The organism is Microvirga sp. BF8, assembly GCF_059888585.1.
In genome coordinates, this window is the sequence record NZ_CM187619.1 from 100,712 (window position 1) to 113,255 (window position 12,544).

General features: G+C 67.3%; 13 protein-coding genes. 3 read left to right on the forward strand and 10 right to left on the reverse strand.

What is annotated here, in order from left to right:
- Positions 1-63 precede the first annotated feature (63 nt).
- From prfA to AC522E_RS00445, 3 genes are all read right to left on the reverse strand, one after another.
- Positions 64-1,146 (reverse strand): peptide chain release factor 1, encoded by a 1,083-nt coding sequence (prfA, locus tag AC522E_RS00435; protein ID WP_500748453.1) that lies wholly within the window; start codon positions 1,144-1,146, stop codon positions 64-66.
- The gene (gene ptsP / locus AC522E_RS00440) at positions 1,146-3,413 is read right to left on the reverse strand and encodes a phosphoenolpyruvate--protein phosphotransferase (protein ID WP_500748454.1); all 2,268 of its coding nucleotides are present in this window, start codon (positions 3,411-3,413) and stop codon (positions 1,146-1,148) included. Before ptsP ends, prfA begins: the two co-directional genes overlap by 1 nt.
- Before the next feature lie 89 nt (positions 3,414-3,502).
- The gene (locus tag AC522E_RS00445) at positions 3,503-4,741 is read right to left on the reverse strand and encodes an aspartate kinase (protein ID WP_500748455.1); all 1,239 of its coding nucleotides are present in this window, start codon (positions 4,739-4,741) and stop codon (positions 3,503-3,505) included.
- Between the two features lie 193 nt (positions 4,742-4,934).
- On the opposite strand from AC522E_RS00445, the gene ubiG reads away from it, so the two are divergent.
- Positions 4,935-5,678, forward strand: a complete 744-nt coding sequence (ubiG, locus tag AC522E_RS00450) for a bifunctional 2-polyprenyl-6-hydroxyphenol methylase/3-demethylubiquinol 3-O-methyltransferase UbiG (RefSeq protein ID WP_500748456.1) — start codon at positions 4,935-4,937, stop codon at positions 5,676-5,678.
- Here ubiG and nhaA read toward each other — a convergent pair.
- The 6 genes from nhaA to AC522E_RS00480 all read right to left on the reverse strand — a co-directional run bounded on the left by nhaA (position 5,651) and on the right by AC522E_RS00480 (position 10,005).
- Complete coding sequence (gene nhaA / locus AC522E_RS00455; protein ID WP_500748457.1) at positions 5,651-6,817, reverse strand: Na+/H+ antiporter NhaA; 1,167 nt, start codon at positions 6,815-6,817, stop codon at positions 5,651-5,653. The genes ubiG and nhaA overlap by 28 nt on opposite strands.
- Before the next feature lie 109 nt (positions 6,818-6,926).
- Positions 6,927-7,448, reverse strand: coding sequence for a metallophosphoesterase family protein (locus tag AC522E_RS00460; RefSeq protein ID WP_500748458.1), 522 nt, complete (start codon positions 7,446-7,448; stop codon positions 6,927-6,929).
- 118 nt (positions 7,449-7,566) lie between these two features.
- Complete coding sequence (locus tag AC522E_RS00465) at positions 7,567-8,013, reverse strand: DUF1178 family protein (RefSeq protein WP_500748459.1); 447 nt, start codon at positions 8,011-8,013, stop codon at positions 7,567-7,569.
- 73 nt (positions 8,014-8,086) lie between these two features.
- Positions 8,087-8,950, reverse strand: a complete 864-nt coding sequence (locus AC522E_RS00470) for a carbon-nitrogen hydrolase family protein (protein WP_500748460.1) — start codon at positions 8,948-8,950, stop codon at positions 8,087-8,089.
- A 15-nt stretch (positions 8,951-8,965) separates the two neighbouring features.
- Complete coding sequence (grxC, locus tag AC522E_RS00475; RefSeq protein WP_500748461.1) at positions 8,966-9,223, reverse strand: glutaredoxin 3; 258 nt, start codon at positions 9,221-9,223, stop codon at positions 8,966-8,968.
- A 56-nt stretch (positions 9,224-9,279) separates the two neighbouring features.
- Positions 9,280-10,005, reverse strand: a complete 726-nt coding sequence (locus AC522E_RS00480) for a ComF family protein (protein ID WP_500750812.1) — start codon at positions 10,003-10,005, stop codon at positions 9,280-9,282.
- Positions 10,006-10,163: 158 nt separating this feature from the next.
- Here AC522E_RS00480 and AC522E_RS00485 point away from each other — a divergent pair, with 158 nt between their 5' ends.
- Positions 10,164-11,045, forward strand: a complete 882-nt coding sequence (locus AC522E_RS00485) for a methyltransferase domain-containing protein (protein WP_500748462.1) — start codon at positions 10,164-10,166, stop codon at positions 11,043-11,045.
- Positions 11,046-11,148: 103 nt separating this feature from the next.
- The gene (locus AC522E_RS00490; protein ID WP_500748463.1) at positions 11,149-11,514 is read left to right on the forward strand and encodes a DUF427 domain-containing protein; all 366 of its coding nucleotides are present in this window, start codon (positions 11,149-11,151) and stop codon (positions 11,512-11,514) included.
- A 109-nt stretch (positions 11,515-11,623) separates the two neighbouring features.
- On the opposite strand, the gene AC522E_RS00495 is transcribed toward AC522E_RS00490, so the two are convergent.
- Positions 11,624-12,541 (reverse strand): DMT family transporter, encoded by a 918-nt coding sequence (locus AC522E_RS00495; RefSeq protein ID WP_500748464.1) that lies wholly within the window; start codon positions 12,539-12,541, stop codon positions 11,624-11,626.
- Between the last annotated feature and the right edge of the window lie 3 nt (positions 12,542-12,544).

Sequence of the window (12,544 nt, forward strand, 5' to 3'; positions counted from 1 at the left end):
GCCCGGGGGCCAGCACGCGCCGTGGAAGGCCCGGCCAGCGGTCGATGAGGCTCGGCCTCTCGTTCAGGCGGCCTCGTCCTGTGCCGCAAGCTGCGCCGCCTGATGCTCCGTGACAAGGGCGTCGATCAACTCGTCGAGGGCATTGCCGCTGAGGACTTCCTCCAGCTTATAGAGGGTCAGGTTGATGCGATGGTCGGTCACCCGGCCCTGCGGGAAATTGTAGGTGCGGATCCGCTCGGAACGGTCCCCGGAGCCGACCTGGGATTTGCGGTCCGCGGCCCGGGCCGCATCCTTCGCTGTGCGCTCGGCGTCGTAAAGGCGGGCCCTCAGCAGAGCCATGGCGCGGGCGCGGTTCTTGTGCTGGGAGCGCTCGTCCTGCACGAAGACGATGGTGCCCGTGGGGATATGGGTGATGCGGATCGCCGATTCGGTCTTGTTCACGTGCTGGCCGCCGGCTCCCTGAGCCCGCATGGTGTCGATCTTCAGGTCGGCGTCGTTGATGGCGATGTCCACGTCCTCGGCCTCGGGCAGCACGGCCACCGTGGCGGCGGAGGTATGGATGCGGCCCTGCGTTTCCGTGTCCGGCACGCGCTGGACCCGGTGGACCCCGCTCTCGAACTTGAGGCGGGCGAAGACGCCGCGCCCCTTCACCTCGGCCACGACCTCCTTGTAGCCCCCCGCCGTGCCCTCGCTCTCGGAGACGATCTCGACCTTCCAGCCCTTCAGATCGGCATAGCGGGTGTACATGCGCAGCAGGTCGCCGGCGAAGAGGGCCGCCTCGTCGCCGCCGGTGCCGGCGCGGATCTCGAGGATGGCGCTCTTCTCGTCGGCCTCGTCCCTGGGCAGAAGCATGAGGCGCAGGTTCTGCGCGGCCTGTTCCAGATCCTCCCGGGCGCGGGGCAGCTCTTCGCTCGCGAGGCTGCGCATCTCGGGATCGGCATCCTCCATCATGGCCTGGAGCCCGTCGAGGTTCTCCTTCATCAGGCGGTAGGCCTTGATGGCCGCAACCACATCGTCGAGCTCGGACAGCTCGCGCGAGAGGGCCACGATCGTCTCGGAATCGGACGCCGCATTGAGCGTCGCCGTCACGATGTCGTAGCGGGCGAGGATGGCGTCCAGGCGGTCAGAGGGCGGGGCGATCGACATCAGATCGGAATACCATGGCTTTCGGCGAATTGGGCGAGCCCGGGGCGCAGCGTATCGCCGCTCCCGTCCCGCTCCAGCTCCTCGCGCAGGAAAGCGCCGACGGACCCGGCGTCGAGTGCGAGCAGCATGGCCTTCACGGGGCCGATGGCCGCGGGCGACATGGACAGGGAGCGATAGCCCAGGCCAATGAGGGCCATGGCCTCGAGCGGCCGCCCGCCGATCTCGCCGCAGACGGTGAGCTCGCAGTCCGTCATGGCCGCCTCGTCCACCACCATCTTGAGCGCCCGCAGCATGGGCGGGCTCAGGGGGTCGAAGCGGTCGGCCACGCGGCGGTTCTCCCGGTCGCTGGCGAACAAGAACTGCATCAGGTCGTTCGAGCCGATGGACAGGAAATCGGCGACCGCGCAGATCTCCCTGAGCTGGAAGAGGAGGGAGGGCACCTCCAGCATGGCGCCGAGCTTCAGGTCACTGGGCAGGGTATAGCCATGGCGCGACAGATGGGCCTTCTCGCGCTCGACGAGATCCTTTGCCCGGATGAACTCGTCGCAGGTCGCCACCATCGGGAACATGATCTTCAGGGCGTGGCCGCCGGCCGCCTTCAGGAGGGCGCGGATCTGCATCCTCAGGAGGCCGGGCCGGTCGAGCCCGATCCGGATGGCGCGCCATCCGAGAGCCGGATTCTCTTCCTCGATGGCGTTCATGTACGGAAGGATCTTGTCGCCGCCGATATCGAGGGTCCGGAAGGTCACCGGCAGGTCGCCCACCTCCGCCACGACGGCGCTGTAGAGGGATTGCTGCTCGGTCGCGGTCGGCATGCGCTCGGCGATCATGAATTGCAGCTCTGTGCGGAACAGGCCGACGCCCTCGGCTCCGGTCTCCGCCAGATGCGGCAGGTCGACCAGGAGGCCGGCATTGAGCTGAAGGGTGATGGGGACCCCGTCCTTGGTGACGGCGGGCACGTCGCGCAGCTTGAGATACTGCTCCTGCCGGCGGGCGCGCAGGCGTGCCTTTTCCGCGTAGGCCGCCTCGACATCCGAAGAGGGGCGGATCTGGACCTCGCCCGCTGCTCCGTCGACGATGATGGCGTCTCCCTGCTCCGTCAGGGATGTGGCGTTGGCCACCTCGCCCACGGCCGGGATTCCGAGGGCCCGCGCGACGATGGCGATATGACTCGTCGGGCCGCCCTCCTCGAGCACGAGGCCGCGCAGGCGCGAGCGGTCGTAGTCGAGCAGGGCCGCCGGCCCCATGGAACGGGCGACGATGATGGCATTGTCGGGGAGCGAGCCCCGCTCCGCCACCAGATCCCGCCCGACGAGGCGGTGCAGCAGCCGGTTGGCGAGGTCGTCGAGGTCGTGGAGGCGTTCGCGCAGATAGGGATCGGTCTGACGCTGCATGCGGGCGCGGTTGTCGGACTGTACCCGCTCCACGGCCGCCTCCGCAGTCAGCCCCGACGCGACCGCTTCGCGCATGCGCCGGAGCCAGCCCTGATCGTGGGCGAACATGCGGAAGGTCTCGAGAACCTCCCGGTGCTCCCCGTGATGGGCCACGTCGCCGCGCTCGATCAGCTCATCGATCGTGTTGCGTACATCGGCGATGGCATCCTCGAGGCGCTGCAATTCGGCCTCGACGTTCTCGGCGATCAGGTTCTTGACCACCACGCGCGGCTCATGGGGCACCACGTGGCCGAGGCCGACGCCGTCCGCGAGGGCGATGCCCTTCTGATAGACCGGGCGGCGCAGGGCAATGCCGGTCTCCACCGGCGCCAGGGCCTGAAGCTCGCCGGCGGCGATCATCTCGGCAAGGACCATGGCGGTGGTCTGGAGCGCCTCGATCTCCTCCTCGGCATAGATCCGGTGGGTGCGGTTCTGGACCACCAGGACGCCGAGGGTATTGCCGGCGCGCAGCAGCGGCACGCCCAGGAAGGCGTGGTAGATCTCCTCCCCGGTCTCGGGCTTGTAGGAGAAGGCCGGGTGGCTCTGCGCATCCGACAGGGCGAGGGGCTCGGCCGTCGCGGCAATCAGGCCGACGAGGCCCTCGCCGGAGCGCATGGTGGTCCGGTGGACGGCTTCGCGGTTGAGGCCCTCGGTCGCAAAAAGCTCCAGCATGCCGTCGCCGCGCATCACGTAGACGGAGCAGACTTCGGCCACCATGTTCGCGGCGATGAGGACGACGATCTTGTCGAGGCGGTCCTGCGCGCCCACCGGCTCCGCCATGATCTCGCGGAGGCGGCGCAGCAGAAGGCGCGGACCGCCGGGGGCGCTTGGCATGGGCTCTCGTATTCCCGTCCTGGTTGGCCGACGGGAGGGCCGCCGGCTTTCTTATGAAGAGTGTCGCAGCCTCATGGACTGGCCGTCAATCAGGCTTGATCAAGGCCGTATAGCGAGTGGAGCGTGCGCACCGCAAGCTCCGTATAGGCCGAGTCGATGAGAACCGAGAACTTGATTTCCGAGGTGGTGATCGCCCGGATGTTGATGCCCTTTTCGGCCAGAGCCTTGAAGGCCCTGGCGGCCACGCCCGCATGGCTGCGCATGCCGACCCCGATGGCCGAGACCTTCACCACGTCGGTCGCGCCCTGGAGATCCCGGAAGGCGATCTCGTCCTTGTGCTGGTTCAGGACCGCGCAGGCCCGCTCGTAGTCGGCCGCGGGGACCGTGAAGGTGATGTCGGTGGTCGTGGTGTCGTCCGACACGACCTGGATGATCATGTCCACGTTGATATTGGCGTCGGCCAGGGGCACGAAGATCGAGGCGGCGATGCCCGGCTTGTCCGCGACATTCCGCAGCGTGATCTGAGCCTCGTCACGTGAATAGGCGATGCCCGTGACAACCTGCTGTTCCATAATATCTTCCTCGTCGCAGATGAGGGTGCCGAGCTGGGGCGCGGCGGGATCGTCGAAACTGGAGCGCACATAGGTCGGGACCCGGTGCATCATGGCGAGTTCGACCGAGCGGACCTGAAGGACCTTGGCTCCGAGGGAAGCCATTTCAAGCATTTCCTCGTAGGACACCTTGTCGAGGCGCCGGGCCTTGGACACGATCCGGGGATCGGTGGTGTAGACGCCGTCCACGTCGGTATAGATGTCGCAGCGCTCCGCCTGGATCGCCGCGGCGAGCGCCACGGCGCTCGTGTCGGACCCGCCCCGCCCGAGGGTCGTGACGCGCTGGGTCGGCTGGTGGATGCCCTGGAAGCCGGAAACCACGGCCACCTCCCGGTCCTTCGTGAAGCCCTGGAGAATGCCGGTGCCGTCGATGGCGGCGATTCGCGCCGAGCCGTGGGCTTCGGAGGTCATGATCGGAATCTGCCAGCCCTGCCAGGAGCGGGCCTTGAGGCCCATTTCCTGCAGGGCCAGGGCCAGGAGGCCCGAGGTGACCTGTTCGCCGGAAGCGACGACCACGTCGTATTCCTTGGAATCGTAGAGGGCGGAGGCGTCCTTGACCCAGCCGACGAGTTCGTTGGTCTTGCCCGACATGGCGGAGACCACCACCGCCACGTCGTAGCCGGCCTCGACCTCACGTTTGACGTGCCGCGCCACATTGCGGATGCGTTCAACATTGGCGACGGACGTACCGCCGAACTTCATCACGAGACGAGGCATGGGATGCTGGGCCGGGCAGGAGGACGGAGGCGCCTCCTCGCCAGGGGGCGGAAGGCGCCCTTACATGACTGTGGGGTAGCGCGCTGTCAACGCGGCGTTTGACTATTCTCCCCTTGCGGCGCGGGGGACCGGGGCGTAGCGGAGGATGGGGGAGACCCGAGCCCGAGGGGCAGGGAACGCAGGAGTTCGACTCATGGCCGACGGCACCAGCACCACCATCGACCCGGCCGAGGTCGCCCGTTTCGAGAAGATCGCCGATACCTGGTGGGATCCCAAGGGGCCGATGAAGGTCCTGCACCGGTTCAATCCCGTCCGCCTGGCCTATATCCGGGACGAGGCCTGCCGCCGGTTCGGGCGGGATCCGCGCTCGGCCCGGTCCCTCGAGGGGCTGACCATCCTCGACGTAGGCTGCGGCGGCGGCGTGCTCTCGGAGCCCCTGGCCCGCCTGGGCGCCCGGGTGACCGGGCTCGATCCTGCACCCACCAACATTTCCGTCGCCAGGCTCCATGCGGAGCGGGCGGGCCTCGCTGTCGATTACCGCGGCGAGACGGTCGAGGCGGTCGTCGCCCGCGGCGAGACCTTCGACATGGTCCTGGCCATGGAGGTGGTGGAGCATGTCTCCGATGTGCAGGCCTTCGTGAACGCCTGCGGCACGGCGGTGAAGCCCGGCGGCGCCCTCGTCATGGCGACCCTCAACCGCACCCTCCGCTCCTTCGCGCTGGCCATCGTCGGGGCCGAATACATTCTCGGCTGGCTGCCCAGGGGCACCCACGAATGGGACAGGTTCGTCACGCCCGACGAACTGAGCGCGGCCCTCGCTTCGGCCGGGTTCACCGTGAACGACCTGACCGGCGTCGCCTACAATCCGCTGGCCGGAACATGGTCGCTCTCCCGCGACACGGCCGTCAACTACATGCTCCTCGCCGCACGGGGTTGAGGCGCGGCGCGCTTCGCGAAGCGCAGAACCAGGAAACCGCAGAGCGCAGAGAGAAAGGATCCGGCAAGCACCCCGATCTTGGCGGAATCGACCAGGTCCTCTCGATCGGCGAAGGCCAGGGCATCGATGAAGAGGCTCATGGTGAACCCGATCCCGCACAGGAGCGCGACGCCATAGGCCTGCAGCCGGGATGCTCCGGCCGGCATGTCGGCGAGCCCGAGGCGCACGGCGGCCCACAGGGATCCATAGACGCCGATCTGCTTGCCGAGGAACAGGCCGAGTGCCACGCCGAGTGGGAGGGGAGCGAGAAGCGAGGAGAGAGAGAGGCCGGCAAAGGACAGACCCGCATTCGCGAAACCGAAAACGGGGATGATGCCATAGGCGACCCAGGGCTGGAGCGCATGCTCCAGACGATGAAGCGGCGAATCCTCGGCCCGGGTCTTCTTCGGGTGCGCTTGAAGGGGGATCGTCATGGCCAGCGCGACGCCCGCGAGGGTGGCATGGATGCCGGATTTCAGCACGAAGAACCAGAGCAGCGCACCGATCGCCAGGTAGGGCAGAAGGCTCGCCGCGCCGAGGCGGTTGAGGACGATGAGCGCGACGAGGCAGAGCCCGGCTAGCCCCAGCATCGGCAACGCGAGGTCGCTCGTATAGAAGAGCGCGATGATGACGATGGCCCCGAGGTCGTCGAGGATGGCGAGGGCGGTCAGAAAGATCTTCAGGGATGCGGGGACGCGGCTTCCCAGGATCGTCAGGACCCCGAGGGCGAAAGCGATGTCTGTGGCGGCGGGAATGGCCCAGCCCGCCCGTAGACCTGGATCCTGCCAGGTGATCGCGATGTAGACCAGGGCCGGCACAATCATGCCGCCGAACGCGGCAATTCCCGGCAATGCGCGGCGCGGCCAGGTGGAAAGCTGTCCGTCGAGGAACTCGCGCTTGATCTCGAGTCCCACGAGCAGGAAGAACACGGCCATCAGGGCATCGTTGATCCAGTGCTGGATGCTCAGGCCAAGGACATAGGTCTTGAGGATGCCGAAATAGGCCTCCGCGAGCGGTGAATTGGCGATGGCGAGGGCCGCGACCGTGACACCCATCAGCAGGATTCCGCCCGAGGCCTCGCTGTCGAAGAACCTTCGCATCAAAGAGATGGGCCGTTTCCCGGCCCGGGGCCCTGACTTGTCCTGCCCTCGGTCCATCCATGTCTCCTTCCATCTGGGTCCTAAAGTGAGCCGATCGTGGAAGAAACCCTCACGGTGTCGGTTTGCGATGACGAATGCGCGAGGAGTCCAGGATCCGTTCGAGCGTCACCGGGCGGTAATCCCAGACATCCACGCCGACATCGAATTGGCGCGTCTGGTGCTTCAGCCTGCCGTGGGAGTGGCCGTGCAGGTCGATCCAGCCGCGGCCCATGTTCTTCCAGGTGCGAAAGGCATAGTGGCAGAGCACGAGGAAAGCGCCATCGCATTCGATCTCCGCATAGGCCTGAACGCTGGCCCATCCCCCGGCGGAAACTGTACCGGGCCCGTCATTGTTTCCAACGATCAGGTGCTTGCGGCCGTGCAGGCAGGAAAGCAGCTCTTCGATCCGGTCTTCGGTGACATGAAGCGCGAAGTCGCCCAGGTGCCAGACCTCGTCCCGCGGCGAGACCACCTCGTTCCACCGGGCGATCAGGGTCTCGTCGTGCTCGGGAATCGTCCTGAACGGGCGCTTGTCGATGCGCAGCACCCTCGGGTCGCCGAAATGGGTGTCGCTGGTGAAGAAGACGCTCAAAGGATGTTCCCGACATCGGGGCGGTCTGGCTGAGATGGAGCGTGCCCGCCCCAAGGCGAGCCGTCCCTCTGCATGGCCGCCAGTGCGCCAGACCCTTGGGGAAGATCGTCTCCGTTCCTTAGTTCCGGTCGTCGGGAACGATGGGGAGAGGCATCACGTCGATACCTTCCTCCAGGAGCGCCTGCGCTTCGGCCGGTTGGGCCTCGCCATAGATGGAGCGCTGTTCGGCCTCGCCGTAATGGATCTTGCGGGCCTCGTCAGCAAAATCCTTCCCGACATTCTCGGAATTCTGCATCACATGCTCGCGCACTGCGCGGATCATGGCGCGGATCTGCTTCTCCTTCTCGGAGATCATGGCGACCGCCTGAGGCTCAGTCTCGGCCGGGGCGGGACTCTTGTCCGTCCGGCTGACGGACGGGGCCATGATCTGCTTCTCGACCTTGCTGGAATTGCAGAAGGGGCACGTCACGAAGCCGCGCTTGCGCTGCGTTTCGTACGCCTCGCTCGAAGGGAACCAGCTTTCGAATTCGTGGGCCTGCTCACAGGCCAAAGCATACTTGATCATGACCTTCCAGATGGGGATTGAGCATCTTTCGTCCAAGGGCGCAAGGGCGCGCGCAGGGGTGCGAGCGAGGGGCTCAGGCAGTGACCGCCCGTTTCTCCGGCATGGCTGCAACGACCTCGACGTTGAAGGGGCGGGCATTCCTGAGCGTCGGGATCCGGCTCCGCGCATCAGCCACCAGGGCGGTGTCGATCTCTGCGAGGATCACCCCGGGTTCCGCGCCCGCTTCCGCCAGTATCCGGCCCCAGGGATCGACGATGAGGGAATGGCCGAAAGTCTCGCGGCCGTCCTCGTGCAGGCCGCCCTGGGCCGCCGAGATCATGAACGAGCCGGTCTCGATGGCGCGGGCCCGGTGCAGCACATGCCAATGGGCCTCGCCCGTCTGCTTCGTGAAGCAGGCCGGAGCGGACAGGAAGTTGGCCCCGGCGTCGGCGAGCGCCCGGTAGAGGGCCGCGAAGCGCACGTCGTAGCAGATCGTCATGCCGAGACGGCCCCAGGGCGTGTCAGCGAGCACGGCCTTGTCGCCCCCGGTATAGGTCGCCGATTCCCGCCAGCTTTCGCCGTTCGGCAGGTCCACGTCGAAGAGATGCACCTTGTCGTACGAAGCGGCAATGGCACCGTCCGAAGCGATCAGGAAGGCGCGGTTGGCGACCTTGTCGCCGTCACTCACCGCGATGGAGCCAATCTGGATCGTGATGCCCCGCTCGCGGGCAACGTCCCGCAGGGCGGCGAGCACCGGGTCCCGATCCTGCGGCCCGACCTTGCCGAACAGGGCCGCCCGCTCGCGCTCGACGAGGGAGGTCATCTCCGGCGTCTGGACGAAATCGGCGCCCATGTCGGCCGCCTCCCGCACGAGGGCGACGGCGGCGTCACGATTGGCGAGGACGTCGCGCCCGGAACGCATCTGGACGCAGGCGGCTTTGAAGCGGGTGGCGGTCATCGGGTCTATGCTCCGTCAGGCTCGCAATAGAGCCTCAAGGTGGCCCTTGTCGTCCAGCGCATAAAGGTCGTCGCAGCCGCCCACATGGCGTTCGCCGATGAAGATCTGCGGAACGGTGGTGCGGCCGCCGGCCTTCTGGATCATTTCCGCGCGCCTGTCGGGCTTGGCCTCGATATCGACTTCCGTAAAGGCGGCGCCTTTGTCGTCGAGGAGTTTCTTCGCGGCCGCGCAATAGGGGCACCAGCCCTTGGTGTAGATCGTGATCGGGGGCATGAGAGGCCTTTCTCCATTCAATCGAGCCTTTTGGGAGCCCAGCATATAGGTGGCCTTCATGCGTCCGTCACGACCCGTGCGAAGGCGAGCACGTCGACGGCCTCGGCCCCGCCGCGCAGGAGTGCCCGGGAGGCGGCATTCGCGGTGGCGCCGGTGGTGAGCACGTCGTCGACCAGGAGGACGCGCCGGCCCTGGAGCCGCGCCTTGGCCTCCTGGGGGACGCGGAACGCGCCCTGCAGGTTGTCCCGCCTCTGCGCCTTCGTCAGCCCGACCTGCTGACGTGTCCGCTTCACGCGGGCGAGCAGGAAGGGATCGCATGGCACGTCGCTTGTCCGGGATATGACCGCCGATAGAGCCATGGCCTGGTTGAAGCGCCGCTGCCACAGGCGCCAGCGATGGAGAGGCACGGGGACGATCACGTCCGCATCCCTCAGGAGTTCCGCGCCGGCCCGCGTCATCATGAGGCCGAGAGAACGGGCCAGTTCCGGCCGGTCGCCGTATTTGAGGCGGTGAACCAGGGCGCTTGCGGTCCCGTCATAGCGGGCGACGGCGCGGGCGCGGGCGAAGACCGGGGGATCCGCGAGGGCGGCGGGCGAAAGCAGAGGCTGACCGAGATCGACGGCGAAGGGCGTCCCGAGCCGCTCGCAATAGGGCCGGGCGATGAAGCCGATCCCGGACCAGCAGGTCGCGCAGAGGGCGTGAGCGGCACCGGTCGCCGCCCCGCAGGCGATGCAGGTGGGCGGGTAGAGCAGACCGAGCAGAATTTGGGCCACATGGCCCATGCTTCGGCGCCACGCGCTCGCCCGGACCGCGGCGTGATCTCCGGCTTCCGTCATGCGATCAACGTAGCAGTGCGGGGGCCCTGGGCGCATCTCTCCGCCCGGAGGGGGATCATTTGGCCCTTGGCTCCGGTCCCGTCTCAGGCCATATCCAGCGTTCCATGGCAGCACCTCTCGTCTTCGACCGCACCCTCGTCCGCCGCCGCCTCGAAAGGGCGCTGCGCTCGGGATACGCGGATTTCCTGCTCTCCCGCATTGTCGAGGATCTCGACGAGCGGCTGGCGCCGATCCTGCGGCCCTTCACCCTTGCGCTCGATGTGGGCACGCCGACGCGCGCCGTCGCCGACCTCCTGCGGCGGACCAGCCGTTCGGAGACGATCCTGCGCGTGGCGCCCGTTCCGGAGCCTGGCGCCGTCACGGGAGACGAGGAGAGCCTTCCGGTCACCGGCAGCCGCTTCGATCTTGCCATCTCGCTCCTGTCGCTCCAGAGCGTCAACGATCTTCCCGGCGCGCTCGTCCAGATCCGCCAGGCGCTCAAGCCGGACGGATTGTTCATCGGCGCGCTTCTCGGCGGCGCGACCCTGACCGAACTCCGGCAGGCCTTCACCCAGGCCGAAGCGGAACTCGAAGGCGGGGCGAGCCCCCGCATTGCCCCCTTCGCCGATGTGCGCGATCTCGGCGGGCTCCTCCAGCGGGCAGGCTTCGCCCTGCCGGTGGCGGATTCGGAAATCCTGAGGGTGCGCTACGGCGATCCTTTCGCGCTCATGCGGGACCTGCGGCAGATGGGGCTGACCAACGCCCTCGTCCATCGGCGGAAAACACCCCTGCGCCGCGCCACCCTCGTGCGGGCGGCGGCGATCTACGCGGAGCGTTTTTCCGATCCGGACGGGCGCCTCCCGGCGACCTTCGAAATCGTCTGGCTCTTTGGCTGGGCGCCTCACGAGAGCCAGCAGAAGCCGCTCCGTCCGGGCTCGGCCAAGATGCGCCTCGCCGATGCGCTCGGGGTGAAGGAACGCTCCGCCGGAGACGAGGCCGGCAGGTGATGCCATAGGAATGGAGCCATAGGAATCCTTCCGCCGCGCCATCTCTTGGGGCCCGGGACGCGGTGCCCTATCTTCTCAGCATTGCTTCCGGAGAAGAGACCTCATGATGACCCCCGGCCCCGATCATCCGATCACGATCACCCGGAACCCGCACCGGATCCGGGTCGTGCTTGGCGGGTTCATCGTTGCCGAGACCACCGAGGCGCTCACGCTCCGGGAAGCCAGCCTCGACCCCGTCCATTACATCCCCCGCAAGGACGCTGAGCTGGATCTGCTCGAAGCGACGAGCCATTCGACCTATTGCCCGTACAAGGGCGAGGCCTCCTACTTCACCGTCACGGCGGGCGGATTGGTTCGGCCGAACGCCGTCTGGTCCTATGAGGAACCGTATCCGGCGGTGAAGGAGATCGCCGGCTACCTCGCCTTCTACCCGAGCCGCGTCGACGCCATCGAGGAATTCGAAAGCTGAGCGATCCGGGCGTCTCGCGTCAGCGCAGGAAAACCTGGTTTTCCGCAGCAGACGATGGCCCTGCCCGGAATCGGTACGGTCCGAAAACCGCCTGATCGATAGGGATGGCCTAGCGCCGGACGCGTCCGCTGAAGGTGACGAGCGCGACGCCGGAGAGCACCACCGCGCCGCCAAGGATCTCGCGGCCGCCGATATGCTCGCCCAGGAAGAGAACGGCGAGGATCGCCGTCCAGACCGGCAGCAGATAGCCCACCATGGAGGCGCGGGTGGGACCCGCGCGGCGGATCATGCGCATGAACAGGAGCATGGGCACAGCCGTCGCCGCCACTCCCAGAGCGATCAGTGGCGCCCAATGGGACGGTACGGCTGCGAACGAGGCGGGTCCGAAAAGCGCCAGGGCCAGGATCGTCGCGGGAATCCCCGAGCAGATCTGCTGTCCGAGGGCCAGCCGTGAAGGATCCGCCTGCTTGATCGTCCTCACATAGAGATTGGCGACCGCATAGCTCAGGGTGACCGCGACCATGGCAAGCGAACCCGTCGCGCTGATTCCGCTCTCGGGGAACGCGGCGGGACCGATGAGGATGCCCATTCCGACGAAGCCCACGAGCACCCCCAGGAACCGCAGCCGCGTCAGCCGTTCCTCCGGGAAGAGCATATGCGCCATCACGGCGACGATGAGCGGGCCCGACGCCTGCACCATGGCGGCGGAGGCCGTGGCGACCTGGGTCAGCGCATAGGATACGAGCACATTCGGCACCCAGCCGTTGAATGCCCCGAGAATGAGCCACGGTCCCAACTCGCTGCGGTGGGGCACCAGGCTCCTGCCCTGGATCGCGAACCAGAGGGCGAGGGATGACGCACCCAGGAGTCCGCGCGTGGCGGCGATCACGAAGGGATTGATGTCGCCGCTGACCTTGATGAACAGGAAGCCGCTCGCCCACAGGATGGAGCAGGCGAGGAGATGGGTGACGAGAAAGCCCTGGCCGACGGTGGGAACGGGCGCGACAGCCGCCGCCTGGTTCGACATGGC